The following is a 22,548-nucleotide window of genomic DNA, read 5'->3' on the forward strand; positions in this document are numbered from 1 at the left end:
TCCTGCACTCGGCGCTGGTAAAGGACCACGCGAAAAGCGGCGACGACGAAGCCATCTCCGACGCCATGAAAGGCGTGAACATCGATACGTTTGCATCGCTCAGCCTGGCTTTCACGGTGAATGCGTCGCTGCTGATCGTGGCCGCCGCTGTTTTTCACGCAAGCGGACACTACGACGTCAGCGATCTCGCCGATGCACACCGCCTGATTGCCCCGCTTGTCGGCAGCCAGTGGGCAAGCGCCATCTTCGCAGCGGCGCTGCTCGCCTGCGGGCTGAACGCGACCGTCACCGGCACGCTGGCGGGCCAGGCGGTGATGGAAGGTTTCCTGCAGTTGAAAATTGCACGCTGGGCTCGGGCGCTCCTGACCCGCACACTTGCAATAGGACCGGCGCTGCTTGCCGTCGGCGCGTTTGGCGAACACGGTTCCAATCAGTTGCTCGTTGCGAGTCAGGTGGTCTTGAGCCTGCAACTGCCGCTGGCCGTCATTCCCCTCGTACGTTTCGCTTCCGATGCCGGCCTCATGGGCCGCTGGCGCGTCAAACGCATCCCGCTGGCGCTGGCGTGGATGTGCGCCGGGATTATCGTCGTGTTGAACGTGGCTTTGCTGTGGCAATTAGTGACGGACGTCTGAGCGGCCACGTAATGACGCAACGTTACTCCAGCACATAACCGAGATCCCACCATGCAATTCTTGCGGCCCGGGATCGCTTCTTGCTATTGCTGCCCGTTTTGCACCGTATTTCGAGATAAACGTTCATCGCGTTTACAATTCGGCATTTCGAAGATTCGCTGGCTGCAAGTCTCGGCGATGAGCGAAATCCGCGACGTTTTGCGGTTGTGAGCCGCGCTCAACAGACGGCAAGGAGAATGGGTTTATCGTCCTTTGCCGCATCGTCGCGCCCGATGCCAATCAACGCCACAAGGACGATCGTTTCATGGCCCAAGGCCCACTGCAGCACATCAATCGTTTGCCACTGCGCGGTATTCCGCGTGCTTTTCGTCTTACCCCTTTTGCAGCGGCGCTTGGCTTGGGCTTTTGCTGGACCGCGACGGCCCATGCCACGGTCTCGGTGCTGCAACCGGTGCGGGAAGCAGCCGCTCAGCAGCCGCTGGAACTCACGCTGCTATACAGCGATGACGACAAGAAGCCGCTCACCATCGACGTCCCCCGCAACCTCACGGTCACGCTGACCAACGGCGATCTGCCGCCGAAACCGCTGGCGCTCGATCGCGAAGCGAACGTGCCGGACAGACTCACGCTGCGCCCCGGCCAATACAGGAAGGTCAAGTACTCGGCCCCGTGGCCGGACACGGCGCGCGGCACGGTGAAAGTCGACCCGGTGGGTTTCGATTCATCGCCCATGCTGATCGTGCTCAACCGCGGCGACAAGCAAGCCCAGGTTGTCGCCGCGGAGACCGCCGAGACGCAGGCAAAGACACCGCAGCAACTTGCAAGCGCGGAAGCGGCGGCCAATACATCGGCAGTACCGACGCCCACGAGCGACCGCATGCTGAGCGGCCGTTTATCGACGTTCGAACCCATGTATTTCGCCGATGGCCAGAACGGCGACAACCTTGCCAAGTTCCAGTTCAGCTTCAAGTACCGCCTGATGCTGCCCGACGATCCCCGCTCACGCAGCTTCCTGGACAACCTGTACCTGGCGTACACGCAGACCTCGATCTGGGACTTGTCCGCAGAGTCCGCACCCTTTCGCGATACCAGCTACCAGCCGCAACTGTTCTACTACCTGCAGGACACGGGCTGGAAGAGTTCGCTCTGGTCGCGCATGGGCGTGACGGCGGGTATCGGCCATGAATCGAACGGCAAGAGCGGCGCCGATTCGCGCGCGATCAATATCGCGTTCGTCCGCCCGACGTGGGATTTCGGCGATGTCAACTCGAACCACCTGACCATATCGCCGAAGGTTTATTACTACATCACAAAGAGCGGCAACGAGGATATCCAGGACTATCGCGGGTACGTGGATTTGCTCGTGAAGTACGGCAGCCCGGAAAGCTGGCAACTCGCGGCGACCTTGCGTAAAGGGACGAAGGCGAAATACGGCAGCGTGGATGCCCAGTTCACGTACCCGCTTGCCAAGCTGATCAACAGCGCGTGGGGCGGTTATCTGTGGGTGGGGTATTTCAACGGCTACGGCGAGGACATTCTCGACTACAACCAGCGGCAACACTGGATCGCCCGGATCGGTTACAGCATTGCGCGGTAAAATCGGGTTCACTTTCCGCGCAGGCGCTGCCGTTTAACACGTGCAGCGCCCGCTTTACAGGCGTCTTATGGCATCGAATCTTCACGATTTACCCGACAGCCCGTGCATTGGCGTGTGCTCCACGCTCTTCGACGACATTTGCAAGGGCTGCGGCCGGACCGCCTCGGAAGTTTCCAACTGGGTATTCCTGAGCGACGACGAAAAGCGCGCGATCTGGGAGCGTATCAACCGCGAAGGCTCGGCGATGCGTTTTACGCGCGACAAGGTCTAAGCCGCGCTATTGCGTTTGCTCCGGCGTCGTTCAGGCTGGCGCCGCAGCAGGACGAATGTCCGCAACCAGAAGGTCGAGCAATTCGCGCACGCTGCGAATCGCCGAACCGAACGGCAGTGCCTCCCGCCCGCGGAAAAACAATCCGGTCTGACGATCGCCGCGTAGTGCCGCGGACAACCGGGCATCGATGCAAAAGTGCCCGAACTTTTCGATGCCGTCGCGCCATCCGCACGCAGTCAGGCAGTTCAGGCCCGACTGACATTCTTGCGGCTTCGTGCCGATCTTCTCGCGAATCTTCGTTTCCTGACGCATGTATCGCAGGAGCCACGGCGTCTTCACGGCGCGCGCCGGCAAACCCGTCACGCTCACGAATTCAGCGATGTCTTCAGGTTTTGCATCGGCGAGAATGCGCTTGAATTCGGGATGCGCATCGCCTTCTTCGGTAACCGCGAACGCCGTTCCAAGCTGCACACCGGATGCGCCCGCTGCAAGCCAGTGACGTACCGCAGCATGACTGTCGATACCCCCCGCCACGATCAATGGGATCTGCGTTCGGCTGAGGCCGAGTGCATCGAACGTCAGCATGGTTTCTTCGATCACGCGCGCAAAATCGAAACGCTCGCTCGGAATATCCGCGACGCTTGCCACGCCAAGATGACCGCCGGCATGCGCCGGATGTTCGATCACGATGGCATCAGGCAGGCGGTTCTTCTTCATCCACTTCTTGAGCACCAGCGCGATGCCCCGGCTGTCCGAAAGAATGGGAATCAGCGCGATATCGACACCTTGCGTCATGTCCGGCAGATCGAGCGGCAGCCCCGCGCCCATCACGATGGCGTCCGCGCCGCTATCGCAGGCTGTCTGCACCGCAGCCGAATACGACGCGACTGCGCGCATCACGTTCACGGCAATCATGCCGCGACCTTCGCTGATCTCCTTCGCTGCGATGATTTCCCGGCGCAAGGCGGTCTGGTTCGCGGTCTCCAGTGTTTCCTGCGACGGTTCAATGCGGCACATTTCCATCAGATCAGGATGGTGGTGGCGCAAGTCGATGCTGGCGATCGTACCCATTGCGCCCTCCCTTGCCACCGAGCCGGCCAGCCGGTGCGCGGAAACGCCAACGCCCATGCCTCCCTGCACAACAGGAAGCAAGGTGCGGCCGCGGATGATCAGGTGGGAAAGAGGCGTCATGTGGGGTTCAACTCCTGGGTCAAAAGTTTTCAGCTTGCAGGAGGTTAGACAGACCCATGTTGCGATTTATCAATCAAGTTCGACTGTGCTGCGTTTCGTTTTCGCGAACGTGTTTGCGGTTGATTGTGTTGCGGTTGATTGTGTTGCAGCTCTTGTCTGGCACGAACGCAGCCTTGAAAACGCAAAGGGCCCGCTTCTTTCGAAGCGGACCCTTTCGGATGCGGCTATTCGACTGTCGTGTTACTGAATACCCTGACTCGCCAGAAGCTCTTCATACGTGCCGCCGAAGTCACGAATCGTGCCGTCGTTCTTGACTTCGATTACACGATTCGCCAAGCCGTTCACGAACTCGCGGTCATGCGACACGAAGATCAATGTGCCGTCGTATTTCTCGAGCGCAATCTGCAGGGACTCGATCGATTCCATGTCCATGTGATTGGTCGGCTCGTCCATCAGCAAGACGTTCGGGCGCCCGAGCATCAGCTTGCCCCAGATCATGCGGCCTTTTTCACCGCCTGACAGCACCTTGACGGACTTCTTGATGTCGTCGGCGTTGAAAAGCAAACGCCCGAGCGTTCCGCGCACCATCTGGTCGTCGTCCCCGTCCTGACGATACTGATCGACCCAGTCGGTCAGCGTCTCGTCGTTCGGAAACTCTTCGTACGTGTCCTGCGGCATGTAGCCGATCAGCGCGTTTTCCGCCCACTTGACCGTACCGCCATCCAGTTCGATCGCGCCCTTCAACGCGCGCAGCAGCGTGGTCTTGCCCGCACCGTTCTCGCCGATGATCGCGATCCGCTCACCCGGCTGCACGCTCAAATTAAGATGATTGAAGATGGTCCGGTCGTATTTCTTCGTGATGCCATCGGCCACGACCGCGATGTTGTGCAGCTTCTTCTCGAACTCGAAGCGAATGAACGGGTTCTGACGCGACGAAGGCTTGAACTCCTCGATCTTGATCTTCTCGATCTGCTTTGCGCGGCTCGTTGCCTGGCGCGCCTTCGACTTGTTCGCCGAAAAGCGGCGTACGAAGTCCTGCAGATCGGCCACGCGATCCTTCGCCTTCTGGTTCGCGCTCGCCTGACGCTCGCGCGCCTGAGCCGACGCCAGCATGTAGTCGTCGTAGTTTCCCGGATACACCTTGAGCGTGCCGTAATCCATGTCCGCCATGTGCGTGCAGACCTGGTTCAGGAAGTGCCGGTCGTGGGAAATGATCACCATGGTCGAGTTGTACTGGTTCAGCACATCCTCGAGCCAGCGGATGGACGTGATGTCCAGGTTGTTGGTCGGTTCGTCGAGCAGCAGCACGTCCGGCTTCGAGAACAACGCTTGCGCGAGCAGCACGCGCAGCTTCCAGCCCGGCGCGACGTTGCTCATTGGTCCGGCATGGTCTTCGATCGCAATGCCGATACCCAGCAGCAGTTCGCCCGCACGCGCTTCAGCGGTATAGCCGTCGTATTCCGCAAACTTCGCTTCGAGTTCGGCGGCGTGCATGTAGTCGTCGTCGGTGGCGTCCGGATTCGCATAAATGGCGTCGCGCTCGGACATGGCATTCCACATTTCCGTGTGGCCCATCATGACGACGTCGATCACGCGCATGTCTTCATACGCGAACTGATCCTGGCGCAACTTGCCCAGGCGAACGTTCGGTTCGAGCATCACGTTGCCGGAGCTCGGTTCCAGGTCGCCACCCAGGATTTTCATGAACGTGGATTTGCCGCAGCCGTTTGCCCCAATGAGGCCGTAGCGATTTCCTTCCCCGAACTTGACCGAAATGTTCTCGAAGAGGGGCTTCGGCCCGAATTGCATGGTGATGTTGGCAGTAGACAGCACAGCGCGTCCTTTTGAATGGTGTACGGCGAAAAACCCGCAATTTTAGCAGTTTTTGCGACGATTTGCGGCGTTGCAGCGGAACGGGACGGCAAAGCGGCGCTGAAGGCCGCTCGCCGCCTGTGTCCTGCCTACACGCGCTCAGCGATATACGCCTTCACCACGCCTGCGTCAGCTTTGACGATATCGAACTTCTGTGGCAATTCTTCCATGCCAATAAAAGCTGCCGGACGTTCCGGTTCGCGCTGCAGGGCTTCGCGGATGGTTTCGCCGAACTTGATGGGCTGCGCTGTCTCCAGCACGATCATGGGGACACCCGGCTTCAAATGTTCGCGAGCCACTTTCAAGCCGTCTGCCGTGTGCGTGTCGATCATGGTGTCGTACCGGCTGAATGCGTCGCGGATGGTTTCCACCCGGTCCGCATGGCTGCTGCGCCCCGACACGAAACCGAATTCCTTCACGCGCCCGAAATCGCCGCTTGCCGCGAGGTCAAAACCGCCCTTTTCCTCAACGTCACGGAAAAGCTGCAGTACACGGGCCGGATCGCGGCCGAGCAGATCGAACACAAAACGCTCGAAATTCGACGCCTTCGAGATATCCATGCTCGGGCTCGTCGTGTGATACGTCTCGGCGGCCGTGCGCACGCGATAAATCCCGGTGCGGAAAAACTCGTCCAGCACGTCGTTTTCGTTCGTGGCGACAACGAGCTGTTCGATCGGCAAGCCCATCATCCGCGCAATATGTCCCGCGCAGACGTTGCCGAAATTACCCGACGGCACCGTGAACGACACCCGCTCGGCGTTCGATTTCGTCGCGGCGAAGTAGCCCTTGAAGTAATAGACCACCTGCGCAACCACGCGGGCCCAGTTGATCGAATTGACCGTACCGATCTTGTTGGCAGCCTTGAACGCGTGATCGTTCGAGACAGCCTTGACGATGTCCTGGCAACCATCGAAGTTGCCGACGACCGCCAGATTGAAAATGTTCGGGTCCTGCAGCGAAAACATCTGCGCCGTCTGGAACGCGCTCATCTTCTGATGCGGCGAGAGCATGAACACGCGTACGCCCTGCTTGCCGCGCATGGCGTACTCGGCGGCGCTGCCTGTGTCGCCTGAAGTGGCGCCCAGGATGTTGAGCGTTTCGCCGTGCTTCGCGAGCGTGTACTCGAACAGGTTGCCGAGCAACTGCATGGCCATGTCCTTGAACGCGAGCGTCGGTCCGTTCGACAATTCCAGCAGCGACACGGTCGTACCGTTCTCCACGCCAAGCGTCTTGATCGGCGTGATCTGCGACGCGCTTTCGTGATCGCGAACGTTGCTGTACGTCTGCGCGGTGTAGGTGCGGCGGGTGAGCGAACGAAGGTCTTCGTCAGGGATATCGTCGCTGAACTTGCGCAGGATTTCGTAAGCGAGATCCGCATAAGGCAGCGAGCGCCACGCGTCGAGTTCCTGCGCCGTGACGCGCGGGTACTCAGCGGGCAGATACAGGCCGCCATCCTTGGCGAGACCACCGAGAAGGATGTCGGAGAAAGTATGGCGCTCGCCTATGCCGGCGCCGCGGGTCGAGATGTAGTTCATTTCAGGGCCTTATTTCATTCCTTCCATGCGCAGTTTCGTCACCTTCGAAACCACCGTGGAGAGCGCTTCGATCTGCGTGATCGCTGCGTTGATTTCCTTTTCAACCGTTTCGTGCGTGAGCAGGATGATGTCGGTCTCACCCTTGTCCTCGCCGTTGACGTGCTCGGATTCCTTCTGCAGCAAGGCATCGATCGAGATGACCTTGTCCGCGAGAATGCGCGTGATGTTGGCGAGCACACCGGTCACGTCAGCCACCCGCAAACGCAGGTAGTAGCTGCTCGTCACTTCCTCGATAGGCAGAATCGGCGTATTCGCCAGGCTGTCGTGCTGGAATGCCAGGTGCGGCACGCGATGCTCCGGGTCGGCCGTATGCAGGCGCGTCACATCCACGAGATCCGCGACCACCGCCGACGCGGTGGGCTCCGCGCCCGCGCCCTTGCCGTAGTAGAGCGTGGTGCCCACGGCATCGCCGTGAACCACGACCGCGTTCATTGCCCCTTCCACGTTCGCGAGCAAACGCTTTTCCGGGATCAGCGTCGGGTGCGTGCGCAATTCGATGCCTTTCTCCGTGCGGCGCGCGATCCCCAGCAGCTTGATCCGGTAACCCAGGTCTTCAGCGTAGCGGATATCGATTGCATCCAGTTTGCTGATGCCTTCCACATAAGCGCGGTCGAATTGCACGGGTACGCCGAACGCGATCGCGCTCATGATCGTGACCTTGTGCGCGGCGTCCACGCCTTCAATGTCGAAGGTAGGATCGGCTTCCGCATACCCCAGTTCCTGTGCCGCCTTCAGCGCGGTCGCGAAGTCGAGCCCGCGATCGCGCATCTCGGACAGGATGTAGTTCGTCGTACCGTTGATGATGCCCGCGATGTATTCGATCCGGTTGGCCGTCAACCCTTCGCGCAGCGCCTTGATGATCGGAATGCCGCCCGCGACCGCCGCCTCGAACGCCACCATCACGCCTTTCTTGCTGGCCGCCTCGAAGATCTCGTTGCCGTGCACGGCGAGCAGCGCCTTGTTCGCCGTCACCACGTGCTTGCCGTTGGCGATCGCACGCAGCACCAGGTCACGCGCCACGCCCGTGCCGCCGATCATCTCGGCCACGATGTCGATGGACGGATCGTCCACGACCGAATTGAAGTCGGTCGTGATCTCGATGCCTTCGGCGCCCTTCACCTTGGACGGCGTTCGCACGGCGATGCGCGAAATTTCGATACCACGTCCCGCGCGCCGTTTGATTTCTTCCTGATTGCGGCGCAGCACCGTGAAGGTGCCGCTGCCGACGGTGCCGAAGCCCAGCAGGCCAACTTTGATCGGTTCCATTGCAGCGTAAGTCTTTTAAGAGAGGTGTTAAACAGAGTGACGCTTTCGATAACCATCGAGAAAGCGCGCGATACGGTTGATCGAGTCAGCCAGATCGTCCACGTTCGGCAGGAACACCACGCGGAAATGATCGGGCGCCGGCCAGTTGAAACCCGTGCCTTGCACGAGCAACGTGCGTTCTTCAAGCAACAGGTCCGTGATGAACTGCTGGTCGTCGACGATCGGATACATCTTCGGGTCGAGCTTCGGGAACATGTACAGCGCCGCTTGCGGCTTCACGCAACTCACGCCGGGAATGGCGGTCAGCATGTCGTACGCAAGCTCGCGCTGCTTGAAGAGGCGCCCGCCTGGCAGGATCAGGTCGTTGATGCTCTGGTAGCCGCCGAGCGCCGTCTGGATGGCGTACTGTCCCGGCACGTTCGCGCACAAGCGCATGGACGCAAGGATGCCTAGCCCTTCCATATAGTCGTTCGCAATACGGCGATTCTCGCCCGTCAACCCGGAAATGAACATCCAGCCCGCACGATACCCGCACGCCCTATAGCTCTTCGAAAGGCTGTTGAACGTGACCGTCAGCACGTCCTCGGACAAAGCCGCGACCGCCGTATGCTTGCGGCCGTCGTAGACGATCTTGTCGTAGACCTCGTCGGCGAAAATGATCAGGCCGTGCTTGCGCGCGATCTCGATCATTTCGGTCAGCAGCGCGTCGGAATAGAGCGCGCCGGTCGGATTGTTCGGGTTGATGATGACCAGTGCCTTCGTGTTCGGCGTGATCTTCGAGCGCAGGTCGTCGAGATCGGGCATCCAGTCGGCGGATTCGTCGCAGAGATAATGCACAGGCGTGCCGGATGACAGGCTGACCGCGGCCGTCCACAGCGGATAGTCCGGCGCGGGCAGCAGCACTTCGTCGCCGTCGTTGAGCAAACCCTGCATGGCCATCACGATCAGCTCGGACGCGCCGTTGCCGATGTAGATGTCGTCCAGCTCCACGCCCAGCACACCCTTTTCCTGCGTGTAATGCATGATCGCCTTGCGCGCAGCGAACACGCCCTTCGAGTCCGAATATCCCGACGATGCAGGCAGATTCCGGATCATGTCCTGGATGATCTCGTCCGGTGCGTCGAAACCAAACGAGGCCAGATTGCCAATGTTGAGCTTGATGATCCGGTGACCTTCGTCCTCGAGACGCTTCGCGTGTTCGAGCACGGGTCCGCGAATGTCGTAACAGACGTTCTGTAATTTATTGGACTTGAGAATCGGTTTCACGGCGGGAAGGCTCACTCGGTTACTTGAAATCAGGCTCTGTTGGTTATCGGGTGCAGTCGGCGGCCAAGGTCGGCGAAAGGACACAAACAAAGGACATTGCGGCCTGCGCTGCAAGGCGTTCCAACCCGGACCGGGATCGCGACGATGCACGCGGGCCGGTCACAAGACGCAACAAGGACGTTCGACCGTGGTGGACGTCATGGCGCTCCTGAACCGGCGAAAATTTCGGGATTCGGAAGGCAGCGCAGAACAGGCAGTCTAGCGAAAATGCGCCGGATAAAGGCGGGTTTGGGCCCAAACGTGTGATTTTTGGCCACCAGGCCAAGGAAAACAGCCCTTTTTTGCGTGTCGGCAAGCAGCTTGTGGCGGCACGCGAAGCACTGCGCCGTCCGGGCTCGCAACCCGCGAACGGCTGTAGGGTAGCCCCCCATCCTCTCGGATGAAGAGCCCCCTAAGAACTGTACGTGCGAGTTTCCCCGCATACAGCTCAAGCCTACATTCAAAGCCCTACCTAATACAGGACCGGCTTCGTTACAACAAGTTTGCCAGCGTGCACTTGCTGGTGGCAATGCGGGTGAAGCAAAACTCTGTTGGACAACGTGTCTTTACCACCATGCATCCGATATTCCAGATGATGGTCGTGCCAACCCGTTTCGTCCGTCAGACCGGTGCCACAGTGTGCACACAATCCACCCTGTGACATGTACAGCGTCGCCCACTGCTTACGATAGCGCATCGACTCCCACATGCGATCCTGCCGCAATTTCTCGCCGTACTGCTCCCACTTGGGATCAAAAGGATTGAAATCCCCCTTGAGCTTCGTGTGTCGTTTGATGACTGTACCGCTGATTTGGTACAGCTCAAACAACCCTTTATCACCATCTTTCCAAACTACAGGAGCAGCAAACACCCACTGTCGGTTACGAACAGAGTGAAAATATTTCGTCTTCACCCAGCTCGCGTTCTTTTGCGGGTGCCGCCTCTTCGACCACCACCAGAGCCTCCGGAAAACCAGATACTCCATGCGGCTGTACGCCTGCTTGGCTACCACGGGACTGTGGTACTGCGCCCAGCCCCGAAGCATCGGATTCAACAGGCGGATCAGATCCTCCTGCTTTACCGTCTTGTTACCGCTGATCGTTTCCGCCACCTTGCGATAGAACGCTTGTGCGTTTTTCTTGCTCGGCTTGATGAGCAGCTTTCCCGAGTACTTCCGGAAATTCCACCCAAGGAAATCAAAGCCTTGATCAATGTGAGTGATCCGCGTTTTCTCCTCAGATAGTTGCAAGCCTCGAACCGCGAGGAAGGTTTCTATCCAAGGTCGGACTTCGTTGACTAGCACCTCTTGCGAGTCGCCGGTGATGACGAAATCGTCCGCGTACCGCACCACATGAACCTTCAGCTTCTTGGCCTTCGCGATTCCAAATTTCGCACCGAGGTGCGCCATCAGTCCTCGCTCTAGCCCGTTCAACGTCACGTTGGCCAATGTCGGGGAAATGATGCCCCCCTGCGGCGTACCGGCCTCCGTCGCCTGCAGCTGACCTTGATATATCAGGCCAGCCGTCAACCACTTTCGGAGAATCGCCGTGTCCATTGGGACATTGCGCTCCAGCCAATCATGATCGATGTGATCAAAGCAACCCTTGATATCCGCCTCCAGCACCCAAGGAGCCGAGCCCTTGTCATGCAATGATTTGAATAGCTGAGACATGGCATCGGCCGTCGAGCGATGACTCCTGAACCCATATGAGTTCGGGTCGCTCGTTGACTCCGCCACGGGCTCCAAGGCCAGCAAATACAGAGCTTGCATCGCTCTGTCATGCATGGTCGGAATGCCCAGAGGGCGCTCCTTCCCATTGGCCTTGGGGATAAAGACCCTCCTTAAAGGCAGAGGCCTGTATCCACGCCGCTTCAACCGATCGACAGCAAGCCGTCGACTTTCAGGCGAATCCCATAGTTCACGATCGACTCCAGCCGTTCGCGCACCCTGGTTCTGCGTAACACGTCGTACCGCATGCAACTTGGCGGACAACGTGCGGGTCAACATCCGTTGCAAGGCTTTCACCCTGCGCCATTTGCCTTCCCGCGTCGCCTTCGCAATTCGAATCTGCATCCCTCTCACGTTCCGTTCAACCCGACGCCAATCTACGGCGTACCAGTCACCCGGCGCGTGGGAAAGCGCAGACCCAGTCTTCCGACTAGATACTTTCATGCTGCTCTCCTACTTGGAAAAGTCCCCGAGCAGAAGGCGCATCTCCCCCAGCGGGGTAGATACACCCCGCTGGGGAACAACAAACACCTCAGTACGGGCGCATGCACCCGTACCTGACCAAGACACAGAGGGTAGTCAGCCGTCTTGCGACGGTAGACCAGACGGAAGTCTGCCCGCTTTCGCGTGGAGTAATGTCTCAACTCCTATCCGGACCATTACAGCCCGACGTTCGCTTTTTCCGTCCTCCCATACCCGCACAATCAACAGCGTTCCTTACGGTCCGCCTGCCAGTCAAACCGCACTGGCAACCATACGGGCTTACCACGTTCCCGGCATGTCACACGACTGGCTTAGGTTCTGCCTATTCCCCGGCGGTCTGATGACGACGCAATCCGACCTTTCAACGGATTGTCCGACCGCGCACCGTTTGGTAAATGCCACTCAGCAGCTTAGGCACCGCATTATTAACGAGGTTTATCAGCAGTTCACTTACATTAACCTTACCAATCAGCCTTGCTCCTCGACCCCCTCACTGCTAGGAGTCTCCGGCTGAGCACCTCGCGGCACCCATCCGCCCGAACGTCCGGGGGCTACGTTGTCAGAAGAGCTTCAAACCCCACCGTTACCAGTGACGCATGTCTTCCTAGGCTACTGCTAGTCGTATAGCAGGTTCACTACCCGTCCCCAACTTGCGGGAACGAGCCGAACCATGACACACCGAGCTTTCGCTCGTATCGCGTAGCGAATCCGTTGCTTGACGCGCGGGACTTGCAAACATCACTCCGCCTTGTCGGCGGAGGTGAAGCCGCTGACAGGGCGGTACCTGACGGTAGTCAGGCAATTACAATGCGATTCCCAGTACGGACGGCATACAGAGAATCGCCTGTGGCGAAACCCTAAAATGCCCTACCGGGTCTCGCTTCACTACAAAGCGTTGGCCTCAAGGTGCCAACAAATGGTCGGCAGCGCAGTCGGGAATGAACCCCCGACTGATACCGACAGGTCGATGCCCGTAACGTGGGCTAACGGACACGAGCGTGCGTGTCGCACGAAAAGTTATAATTTAGCGGATTAAGCGTGACTTTCGCAATGCGCGCGCCGTACTCGCCGGCAGATTCTTCCCGGCACGGGCGTTCGCACAGTCGCTCCTTGCCATCAACCCGCCTGTCGGACTATCGATTTGAAATTACATCAGGAAGCCAGCGGCGCGCTCAACACCATCACGAGTTACGGCGCCGATTACGTCGCGATCAATCTCCAGCGTCATGAAGGCAGCATTGTCGTGATGCCGGAAAGTCCCGTGATCCAGTGGACGGTCACGTCGTTCGAGACGCTCACGCCTGAACATTTCGATGCGCTGCTCGAGCTGGCGCCCGAAGTCATCGTGTTCGGCAGCGGCGCGCGCCTGCGTTTTCCGCATCCGCGGCTTACTGCCAGGCTCACGCAGCAGCGCATTGGCGTCGAGACGATGGACTTCGGCGCCGCATGCCGTACTTACAACATTCTGATGTCGGAAGGCCGCCGGGTCGCCGCCGCGCTGTTGCTCGAAGCCTGATCCGCGCTCGCTGAACCGGTTCGTAACGTCTTCAAGGCGCCTCAGCGCGGAATCGGCACGCCAGTACGATAAACTGCCGCCCGGCAGCTTTGTCGCTTGGACCGGCCCGCGCTCTTCGATCAGCAGTTGAAACGTTGCACGTTTCGTCACCTACCTGCCCATTCGGCCAGCTTGTGCGTATTGCCGAAGACGCGGAACCTGCGTGTGTTCACCGAACATGTGCGACAAGACATCCGGAGCCCGCCTAAGCCGCCCTTAAGTCTCGATGCGCAACACTCGAGCCCCTTTTTGAATTTGCTTTTCGCCGCAAAAGCGGCACTGGACAGGTCGACTTCTATGAACGATACGCCTTACCGGCTACCGCTCACCCGCCTCTCGCTTTTATTGCTGGTCGCAGCGCTCGCTGTGGTCTGGTTTGCGCCCCTCGGCCTGCGCCATCTCGTTCCCAGCGACGAAGGCCGGTACGCGGAAATGGCCCGCGAAATGTTCGTGACCGGTGACTGGATCACACCGCGATACAACGGCTACAAATATTTCGAGAAACCGCCGCTGCAAACCTGGGCGAACGCGCTGACATTCGCGTGGTTCGGGATCGGCGAATGGCAGGCGCGGCTCTATACCGCACTGACGGGATTTGCCGGTGTGCTGCTGATTGGCTATACCGGCGCGCGAGTATTCAACGGCGTGACGGGCTTTTGCGCGGCAGTCGTCCTTGCGACGTCGCCCTACTGGAATCTGATGGCCCATTTCGACACGCTCGACATGGGTTTGTCCTTCTGGATGGAACTCACGCTGTGCGGCTTGTTGCTCGCGCAACGCCCCAACCTCCCCGCCAACCAGGTCCGGCTTTGGATGTGGCTCTGCTGGGCCGGCATGGCGCTCGCATTGCTCTCAAAGGGGCTGGTCGGTCTTATTCTGCCGGGCGCGGTCCTTGTGCTCTACACGCTGATCGCGCGTGACTGGGCCCTCTGGCGGCGCCTTTACATTGGCAGCGGACTGATCCTGTTTGCGATCATCTCCGTGCCCTGGTTCGTGCTGGTGCAGATGAAAAATCCGGAGTTCCTGAACTTCTTTTTCATCGTGCAGCAGTTTCAACGTTATTTGACGCCCGAACAGAACCGGCCGGGCGCGTTCTATTACTTTGTGCCCGTTTTGATCATCGGATTCCTGCCCTGGCTCTCCGTGATTTTCCAGAGCGCCCGCCACGCGGTGAAAGTGCCACGACAGCCAAACGGCTTTGCGCCGGTCACCTTGCTGCTGGTCTGGACGGCCTTCATCTTCCTGTTTTTCAGCGCATCACACTCGAAACTCCTGTCCTATACCCTGCCGATTGCGCCGTCGATCGCGTTGCTTATCGCAATCTATTTGCCGCTGCTGACGAGGGTGCAATGGAGCCGGCATTTGATTGGCTATGCCGTCTTTCTGGTCGCGGCGGCATTCGGCGCAATCTTCCTGGGTCGCATGGGCGGTGGGCATACGCCCAATTCTCTGTATCGTGAGTTCCAGCTTTGGGTATATGCAGCGCTCGCTGTTGCGTTCGTAGTCACGCTTGCAGCGATCTGGTACAACCGGCGCAGTTCGATTGGCGGCGTTGTGTTGCTGGGCACCGCATGGTTGCTGATCGGTACCATCGCGGGAACAGGACACGATGTCTTCGGCCGCGAGAGTTCAGGCGTGAAACTGGTGCCTGCGGTCAAGGCAGCTATGGCAAAGCTCCCGGCAGACACGCCGTTTTATTCGGTTGCCAAGCTCGACCACACCATGCCGTTTTACCTCGGCCACACCATGATCATGGTCCAGGAGCCCGACGAACTGCAGTTCGGCGTGACGACGGAGCCGCAGAAATGGTTGCCGACCATCGATGCGTGGATTCAACGCTGGGACGCCGATCGATACGCTCTCGCGCTGATGCCCCCGGGCAGGTATGACGAAATGCTTGCGAAAAACGTGCCGATGAAAGTGATTGCGCGTGATGATCGAAGGGTCATTGTGGAAAAGCCGCAGCCTTGAAACAATGGCGCGGCGTTCGCGCAAGCCATTTTGTACAAGAATGCTGCGCCGCACTACGCCGATAAAAACCACTATTACGGTCGACGATGAACCCGATATCCTTCATTTGCATCATCACCGGCGTCATGTTGAACGCCGGTGCGCAGTTGCTGCTCAAAGCAGGTGTGAACGCCGTGGGCCATTTCGAGTTCACGCCGGCGAACATCGTGCCGATTGGTTTGAAGATCGCAACGCAATGGCCGATTATCGGTGGCCTTACCTGCTATGTGTTCAGTGTCGTGGTGTGGATCGTGGGTTTGTCGCGGGTCGACGTTTCCGTGGCTTATCCCATGCTTTCATTGGGTTACGTGGTAAACGCTTTCGCAGCGTGGTATTTGTTCGGTGAAATTCTGTCAGTGCAGCGCCTGGTTGGTATCGGCATCATCCTGATTGGCGTAGTGGTGTTGACCCGCGCCTAGCCCCGGCTTCGTTTTTGTCAGCTTATGTCAACGCCTCGCTCCTCCATTTCTAACGCAGAGACTCCATGACCCAGAACGTGACCTCCAAAACGCTCCCTTTCCTGCCGTTCGTGCGCTCCGAGATCGACGAAGAGACGATCCAGGGCGTCGCCGACGTACTGCGTTCCGGCTGGATCACGACCGGCCCGCAGAACACGCAGTTCGAAGCTGATCTGTCTGCCTATTGCGGCGGCCGCCCGGTGCGCACGTTCAATTCCGGTACGGCGACCATAGAAATCGGCTTGCGGATTGCGGGCGTAGGCGAAGGCGACGAAGTCATCACCACGCCGATGACCTGGGTCTCGACCAGCAATGTGATCATTGAAACGGGCGCCACGCCAGTATTTGCGGACATCGATCCGGTTACGCGCAATATCGACCTGGATCTACTGGAAAAAGCCATCACGCCGCGCACCAAGGCCATCCTGCCGGTATATCTCTCGGGATTGCCCGTGGATATGGACCGGCTCTACGGCATCGCCCGCGACCATAAATTGCGCGTGATCGAAGATGCCGCGCAGGCGTTCGGTTCAACCTGGCGCGGCAAGAAAATCGGCTCGTTTGGCGACATGGTTTCGTTCAGTTTTCACGCCAACAAGAACGTGACGTCCATAGAAGGCGGCGCGCTCGTCCTGAATAACGAAGAGGAAGCGGTGCTGGCCCAGAAGTACCGGCTGCAGGGCATCACGCGCACGGGCTTCGACGGCATGGACTGCGACCTGCTCGGCGGCAAATACAATCTCACCGATGTCGCCGCTCGCGTCGGCCTCGGGCAGTTGAAGCACGTCGGGCGTTTCACGGAAAAGCGCCGCGAGCTCGCGCGAGCCTATTTCGAGAGTTTCGCGAACGGCTCGGCCGTGCGCTCGGGCGTGCAACTGCCGGTGCAGAACTTCACTGACAGCAACTGGCACATGTTCCAGATTGCTTTGCCGCTGGAGCGCCTCTCCCTCACGCGCTCGGAATTCATGGGGCAGATGAAGGAGCGCGGCATCGGCACGGGCGTACATTACCCGGCGCTGCATCTGTTCACGCTGTACCGGGCGCGCGGATTCCATGAAGGCATGTTCCCGCACGCCGAAAAGTATGGCGCGTCCACGGTTACGCTGCCCCTTTTCACGCAGATGACCCATGACGACGTGACGCGAGTTGTGCAGGCCGTCGATGAAATCTGCGCGGCGCACGCCATATAAGAAGAAGCCGCGCCGCGGGATGCGGCCGGCGCAGCATCAATTGATTACGGAAATCTAGCGGAACCATCGCCAATATGAGTCAAACCGATTTTTTGCCGACCGGACCCGAACTGACGGTCGTGGTCCCGGTGTACAACGAGGAAGACGGCCTCGCCGCGCTCTTCTCGCGCCTGTATCCCGCGCTCGATGCGCTCGGTGCAACGTACGAGGTCATTTTCATCAACGACGGCAGCCGGGACAAATCCGCCGCACTGCTCGCGCAGCAATTTCGCGCACGTCCGGACACGACGCGCGTGATCCTGCTGAACGGCAATTACGGCCAGCACATGGCCATCCTCGCCGGCTTCGAGCAGTCACGCGGGGAAAGCGTAATCACGCTGGACGCCGACCTGCAGAATCCGCCCGAGGAAATCGCCAAGCTGCTCGCCAAGATGCGCGAGGGTTATGACTATGTCGGCACGATCCGTCAGCAGCGCCGGGATAGTTTCTGGCGCAAGAAGGCATCGCGGCTGATGAACCGATTGCGCGAACGCATCACGCGGATTCGCATGACGGACCAGGGCTGCATGCTGCGCGGGTATAGCCGTCATATCATCGATACGATCAATCGTTGCGGCGAAATCAACACGTTCATTCCGGCGCTCGCCTACACGTTCTCGCAGAATCCGATTGAAATCGATGTCGCGCACGAAGAGCGTTTCGCGGGCGAATCCAAGTATTCGCTGTATAGCCTGATCCGCCTGAACTTCGACCTCGTGACCGGGTTTTCGGTCGTGCCGCTGCAGTGGTTATCGTTCATAGGCGTGATTCTTTCGGTAGGGTCCGCAGGTTTGTTCCTGCTGCTGCTGGTGCGGCGTTTCATGTTCGGCGCGGAAGTCGAAGGTGTGTTCACCCTGTTCGCCATCACCTTCTTCATGCTCGGCGTGATCATCTTCGCGCTGGGGCTGCTCGGCGAGTACATCGGCCGGATCTATCAGCAAGTTCGTGCACGGCCGCGTTATCTGGTTCAGACAATACTGGAAGAACGCGACGGCCAGATCTCGCGTACCAAGCCGCGTCAGGAAGCCGTCGCCGCGATCACGCGCGAGGTCGATCCGTCATGAGGTCTTTGCCATGAAGCCACGCGCAGTCGTGTTCGCGTATCACAACGTCGGCGTGCGTTGCCTGCAGGTGTTGCTGGCGCGCGGCGTGGACGTTGCGCTGGTCGTCACGCACGAAGACAATCCGCAAGAGAACATCTGGTTCGGCAGCGTGAAATCCGTGGCGGCGGATCATGGGATCGACGTGATCACGCCCGCCGACCCGAAGTCGGCCGAGCTGCATGACGCCATAGCCAGGCTTGCGCCGGACTTCATCTTCTCGTTCTACTACCGGCATATGCTGCCGGTCGGCCTGCTCGCGCTCGCCACGCGCGGCGCGTACAACATGCACGGCTCGCTGCTGCCGAAATATCGCGGCCGCGTTCCAACCAACTGGGCCGTGCTGAACGGCGAGACGGAAACCGGTGCGACGCTGCATGAGATGGCAGCGAAACCCGACGCCGGGACGATTCTCGCCCAGACGCCTGTTCCCATTCTCCCGGACGACACCGCGAGCCAGGTCTTCGACAAAACCACCGTCGCCGCCGAACAGACGCTCTGGCGTGTGCTGCCGGCGCTGATCGCAGGCGAAGCGCCGCATCTTCCGAACGATCTCAGCAAAGGCAGCTATTTCGGCGGCAGGAAACCGGAAGATGGGCGTATCGACTGGTCGAAGCCGGCACAGCAGGTGTACAACCTGATTCGCGCGGTCGCGCCGCCTTATCCGGGCGCGTTCACGGATCTTGGACCGACACGGTTTATCGTGGCGCGCGCCCGGCTCGTGCCGGAGACCGGCTCGCCCCATTTCGAAGCCGAGACCCTGCGCGCGCTCGGGGATTTGCCCCCCGGCCTTCACGTGAAGGATAATGCGCTGTTTGGCGTATGCGGCGATGGCCGCGTCGTCGCCATTCGTGAACTACGGCAGCCATTCGTGGACGAAAGCCAGACTCCAGCCGGCGGCGAACGCGTCGTCAGTCCCGCCGAATTCGGCCGACTCACTCAATCACTTCCTCATTCATGAAAAAAGTCCTGATCCTGGGTGTCAACGGCTTCATTGGCCACCACCTTTCCAAGCGCATTCTCGAGACGACCGACTGGGAAGTCTTCGGCATGGACATGCAGCGCGACCGTCTGGGCGACCTCGCCCACCATGAGCGCATGCATTTCTTCGAAGGCGACATCACGATCAACAAGGAGTGGGTCGAATATCACATCAAGAAATGCGATGTGATCCTCCCGCTGGTCGCGATCGCAACGCCGGCCACCTACGTGAAGCAGCCGCTGCGTGTGTTCGAGCTCGACTTCGAAGCGAACCTGCCCATCGTGCGTTCGGCCGTGAAGTACGGCAAGCACCTCGTGTTTCCGTCGACCTCCGAGGTCTACGGCATGTGCACGGATGAGCAGTTCGATCCCGAGGAATCGCAACTCAGCTACGGCCCGATCAACAAGCCGCGCTGGATCTACGCGTGCTCGAAGCAGTTGATGGACCGCGTGATCTGGGGTTACGGCATGGAAGGCCTGAACTTCACGCTGTTCCGCCCGTTCAACTGGATCGGCCCGGGCCTCGATTCCATCTACACGCCGAAGGAAGGCAGCTCGCGAGTGGTCACGCAGTTCCTCGGCCATATCGTGCGGGGCGAAAACATCAGTCTCGTCGATGGCGGCGCGCAAAAACGTGCGTTCACGGATATCGACGACGGCATTGGCGCGCTGATGAAGATCATCGAAAACAAGAACGGCGTGGCGACGGGCAAGATCTACAACATCGGCAATCCGAGCAACAACTTCTCGGTGCGCGAACTCGCGAACAAGATGCTGAAGCTCGCGAACGAGATCAGCGAGTACGCCGAGAGCGCGAAGACCGTGCAACTGGTCGAGACGTCGTCGGATGCTTATTACGGCACGGGCTACCAGGACGTGCAGAACCGCGTGCCCAAGATCGACAACACGATCGAAGAACTGGACTGGAAACCGGTCGCGACCATGGACGACGCCCTGCGCAAGATCTTCGAAGCGTATCGCGGCGATGTGGCGACGGCCCGGCGCCTTGTCGAAGACCAGAATTAAGGGCGGCGCGTGGCTCGCATCGTTCTGAAAATCGACGTCGATACGTTGCGCGGCACGCGCGAAGGCGTGCCGAATCTCGCGCGCCTGCTCGACAAGTATCACGCCCGCGCAACCTTCCTGTTCAGTCTCGGACCCGATCACACCGGCTGGGCTTTACGCCGGGTGTTTCGTCCGGGGTTCCTGAAGAAGGTCTCGCGGACATCGGTCGTGGAGCACTACGGCGTGAAGACGCTCATGTATGGCGTGCTTCTGCCGGGGCCGGACATTGGCCGTCGTGCGGTCGCCGAAATGCGCGCAATTCACGAAGGCGGCTTCGAGTGCGGCATCCACACCTGGGACCACGTCTACTGGCAGGACAACGTCCGCGCGGGCAACCGTGAGTGGACCGCCGCGCAGATGCAGCGCAGCCACGCGCGTTTCATCGAAATCTTCGGCGCACCGCCCGTCACGCACGGCGCGGCAGGCTGGCAGATGAACGGCCACGCGTTTGAACAGATCGATGCCTGGGGCATGAAGTACGCGTCCGACGGACGGGGCCACGCGCCCTACATTCCCGTGCTCGATGGCCGCGTCCTGAATCACGTCCAGATGCCGACCACGCTGCCCACGCTGGATGAGGTTCTGGGCGTCGATGGCGTCGACGTGAGCAACGTCGCCGCTCATCTGCTCGGGCTGACATCGAAGCAGGATCACGATCAAGTATTTACGCTGCACGCCGAACTCGAGGGACAAAAGCTTGCCCCGGTTTTCGAGCAGATGCTGGCTGGCTGGAGCGCCCAGGGCCACACGTTCTGCACGATGGGTGACTACCATTCGACGCTGGACCGCTCGACGCTGCCCACGTACCCTGTCGCGTGGGGCGAGATTCCGGGCCGCGCGGGTGAATTGATCCTGCAGCCGGACTGATGCCTCGCGCGGGCTCAGTGAGCTTGCTGGAACGAGATTCTTCCAATCTGCACCCCGTTTCAACGTGCCCGATCACCAGAAACTGGCGTCCGGGCACGCGTCATCGATAAAAAAGAGGAGAAACTCCGTGCCGATCGCAGTCGATCAACCAGTTCCCGATTTCACCGCCCCCGCCACCGGCGGCGACTTTTCGCTGTCCAGCCTGAAGGGCAGGAAAGTCGTGCTGTTTTTCTATCCGAAGGACAACACGCCGGGCTGCACCACCGAAAGCCTGCAATTCCGCGATCTCTACGACCAGTTCAAGGCAGCCGGCGCGGAGGTCATCGGTATCTCGCGCGACAGCGTGAAATCGCACGACAACTTCAAGGCGAAGCTGGAACTGCCGTACACACTGGTGTCCGACTCCGACGAAGCCATCTGCTCGCTCTTCGGCGTCATCAAAATGAAGAAAATGTATGGCAAGGAAGTCCGCGGAATCGAGCGTTCGACCTTCCTGCTGGACGCGAAAGGTGTGCTTCGCCGGGAGTTCCGTGGCGTAAAGGTTCCAGGTCACGTCGAGCAGATTGTGGAAGCTGTACAAGCGCTTTGAGGCACGTTATATTGATTCGCAATGAGCGCATGCCCCTCCTTCCATTTCTCTTTACGTAGCGCCCGGTGTATCGCGGTAACCCCCGCGACCGGCACGGGTCTCCGCTACACACGACGCTCCGGCTTCACATGTTGCCCGGGCGAAGTGAAGGACGAAAGGAGCAGGTACGCAGGTGCTCCAGAGCCGCTGGTCCCAACGTCCGGGACGGCGGCTTTTTTGTTTGCGGACGCTCCCTCCCGCGCTGCGCGCCGCGCCGTCCGCGCGTTTCAACTCCCGTTTGATCTTCAGGACGCAACTTCCAAGGAGCCGATCGAAATCTAGGCGAACCGGCGTTTTCGAAACCGAAGCGCGTCACCGGGCGCAAACTGCATCGAAGTCAGGCCTGATAACTCAGGCCAACCCAGCAGGATGCGACAGGCGACGCACGACATAAGATCCGATCCTTTCGAGGGAAACCATGCCTTTGCCTACCGCACCCGTCAAGCTCGGCAACCTCCTGCCGTCTGAAGAATACAAAGCCAAAGCCCGGCCTGCACGACCAGCCAGAAAGCAGGCGAGCGAGGGCGACCTGGCCACGACTGACATCGATACTGACTTCGCCGCGCCGGCTAGCGCTTCGCGCCCCACCGCCGCGAACATTGCTGCGACAAAACGGCACATCGTAAAAACGCAAAACGCCGCCCGAATCAGGTCGAGGCGGCGCTTTTCAAAGCATCTTCTTCAATCGACTTCAGACTATCTGGCGAAGGGTCA

18 protein-coding genes and 1 pseudogene are annotated in these 22,548 nt (G+C 59.6%); 13 read left to right on the plus strand and 6 right to left on the minus strand.

Translation table 11 applies throughout. The features are described from left to right. The 3 genes from ACRXB1_RS08485 to ACRXB1_RS08495 all read left to right on the plus strand — a co-directional run. Nucleotides 1–632, plus strand: a 632-nt coding sequence (locus ACRXB1_RS08485; RefSeq protein WP_449491753.1) for a divalent metal cation transporter, incomplete at its 5' end; no start/stop codon positions are given. Between the two features lie 304 nt (nt 633–936). Beyond that, nucleotides 937–2,229 (plus strand): phospholipase A, encoded by a 1,293-nt coding sequence (locus ACRXB1_RS08490; protein ID WP_082778759.1) that lies wholly within the window; start codon nt 937–939, stop codon nt 2,227–2,229. 67 nt (nt 2,230–2,296) lie between these two features. Then, the gene (locus ACRXB1_RS08495; RefSeq protein ID WP_061999273.1) at nt 2,297–2,500 is read left to right on the plus strand and encodes a DUF1289 domain-containing protein; all 204 of its coding nucleotides are present in this window, start codon (nt 2,297–2,299) and stop codon (nt 2,498–2,500) included. 30 nt (nt 2,501–2,530) lie between these two features. Here ACRXB1_RS08495 and ACRXB1_RS08500 read toward each other — a convergent pair whose 3' ends face one another. The 6 genes from ACRXB1_RS08500 to ltrA all read right to left on the minus strand — a co-directional run bounded on the left by ACRXB1_RS08500 (nt 2,531) and on the right by ltrA (nt 11,902). Then, on the minus strand, nt 2,531–3,691 hold the full coding sequence (locus ACRXB1_RS08500; RefSeq protein ID WP_449491754.1) for an NAD(P)H-dependent flavin oxidoreductase: 1,161 nt from the start codon (nt 3,689–3,691) through the stop codon (nt 2,531–2,533). 240 nt (nt 3,692–3,931) lie between these two features. Continuing rightward, nucleotides 3,932–5,524, minus strand: coding sequence for an ABC-F family ATPase (locus ACRXB1_RS08505; RefSeq protein WP_449491755.1), 1,593 nt, complete (start codon nt 5,522–5,524; stop codon nt 3,932–3,934). A gap of 128 nt (nt 5,525–5,652) precedes the next feature. Further along, nucleotides 5,653–7,098, minus strand: coding sequence for a threonine synthase (gene thrC / locus ACRXB1_RS08510; protein WP_449491756.1), 1,446 nt, complete (start codon nt 7,096–7,098; stop codon nt 5,653–5,655). A gap of 9 nt (nt 7,099–7,107) precedes the next feature. Next, complete coding sequence (locus ACRXB1_RS08515) at nt 7,108–8,424, minus strand: homoserine dehydrogenase (protein WP_061999269.1); 1,317 nt, start codon at nt 8,422–8,424, stop codon at nt 7,108–7,110. Nucleotides 8,425–8,451: 27 nt separating this feature from the next. Then, nucleotides 8,452–9,690 carry a pyridoxal phosphate-dependent aminotransferase gene (locus ACRXB1_RS08520; RefSeq protein WP_449491757.1) on the minus strand — a complete coding sequence of 413 codons (1,239 nt, stop codon included), beginning with the start codon at nt 9,688–9,690 and terminating at the stop codon, nt 8,452–8,454. A gap of 511 nt (nt 9,691–10,201) precedes the next feature. Beyond that, nucleotides 10,202–11,902: a group II intron reverse transcriptase/maturase gene (gene ltrA / locus ACRXB1_RS08525; RefSeq protein WP_449491758.1), complete on the minus strand. Its 1,701-nt coding sequence runs from the start codon at nt 11,900–11,902 to the stop codon at nt 10,202–10,204. 1,180 nt (nt 11,903–13,082) lie between these two features. On the opposite strand from ltrA, the gene ACRXB1_RS08530 reads away from it, so the two are divergent. From ACRXB1_RS08530 to ACRXB1_RS08575, 10 genes and pseudogenes are all read left to right on the plus strand, one after another. Continuing rightward, nucleotides 13,083–13,457, plus strand: coding sequence for an Mth938-like domain-containing protein (locus ACRXB1_RS08530; RefSeq protein ID WP_449491759.1), 375 nt, complete (start codon nt 13,083–13,085; stop codon nt 13,455–13,457). Nucleotides 13,458–13,793: 336 nt separating this feature from the next. After that, entirely contained in the window at nt 13,794–15,467 is a 1,674-nt protein-coding gene (locus ACRXB1_RS08535) for a glycosyltransferase family 39 protein (protein ID WP_075357975.1), read from the plus strand. An 86-nt stretch (nt 15,468–15,553) separates the two neighbouring features. Further along, entirely contained in the window at nt 15,554–15,925 is a 372-nt protein-coding gene (locus tag ACRXB1_RS08540; protein WP_449491760.1) for an SMR family transporter, read from the plus strand. Between the two features lie 65 nt (nt 15,926–15,990). Next, entirely contained in the window at nt 15,991–17,154 is a 1,164-nt protein-coding gene (locus tag ACRXB1_RS08545) for a DegT/DnrJ/EryC1/StrS family aminotransferase (RefSeq protein WP_449491761.1), read from the plus strand. Nucleotides 17,155–17,228: 74 nt separating this feature from the next. After that, on the plus strand, nt 17,229–18,257 hold the full coding sequence (locus ACRXB1_RS08550) for a glycosyltransferase (RefSeq protein ID WP_061999263.1): 1,029 nt from the start codon (nt 17,229–17,231) through the stop codon (nt 18,255–18,257). 10 nt (nt 18,258–18,267) lie between these two features. Continuing rightward, nucleotides 18,268–19,254, plus strand: a complete 987-nt coding sequence (locus ACRXB1_RS08555) for a formyltransferase (RefSeq protein WP_449491762.1) — start codon at nt 18,268–18,270, stop codon at nt 19,252–19,254. Continuing rightward, nucleotides 19,251–20,300, plus strand: a complete 1,050-nt coding sequence (locus ACRXB1_RS08560) for a bifunctional UDP-4-keto-pentose/UDP-xylose synthase (protein ID WP_061999261.1) — start codon at nt 19,251–19,253, stop codon at nt 20,298–20,300. Before ACRXB1_RS08555 ends, ACRXB1_RS08560 begins: the two co-directional genes overlap by 4 nt. A 9-nt stretch (nt 20,301–20,309) precedes the next feature. Further along, nucleotides 20,310–21,206: a polysaccharide deacetylase family protein gene (locus ACRXB1_RS08565; protein ID WP_449491763.1), complete on the plus strand. Its 897-nt coding sequence runs from the start codon at nt 20,310–20,312 to the stop codon at nt 21,204–21,206. Nucleotides 21,207–21,333: 127 nt separating this feature from the next. Further along, on the plus strand, nt 21,334–21,795 hold the full coding sequence (locus ACRXB1_RS08570) for a peroxiredoxin (RefSeq protein ID WP_075357972.1): 462 nt from the start codon (nt 21,334–21,336) through the stop codon (nt 21,793–21,795). Between the two features lie 457 nt (nt 21,796–22,252). After that, nucleotides 22,253–22,548, plus strand: a pseudogene (locus ACRXB1_RS08575) (hypothetical protein); the annotation flags it as partial.

The organism is Caballeronia sp. M23-90 (assembly GCF_053574605.1).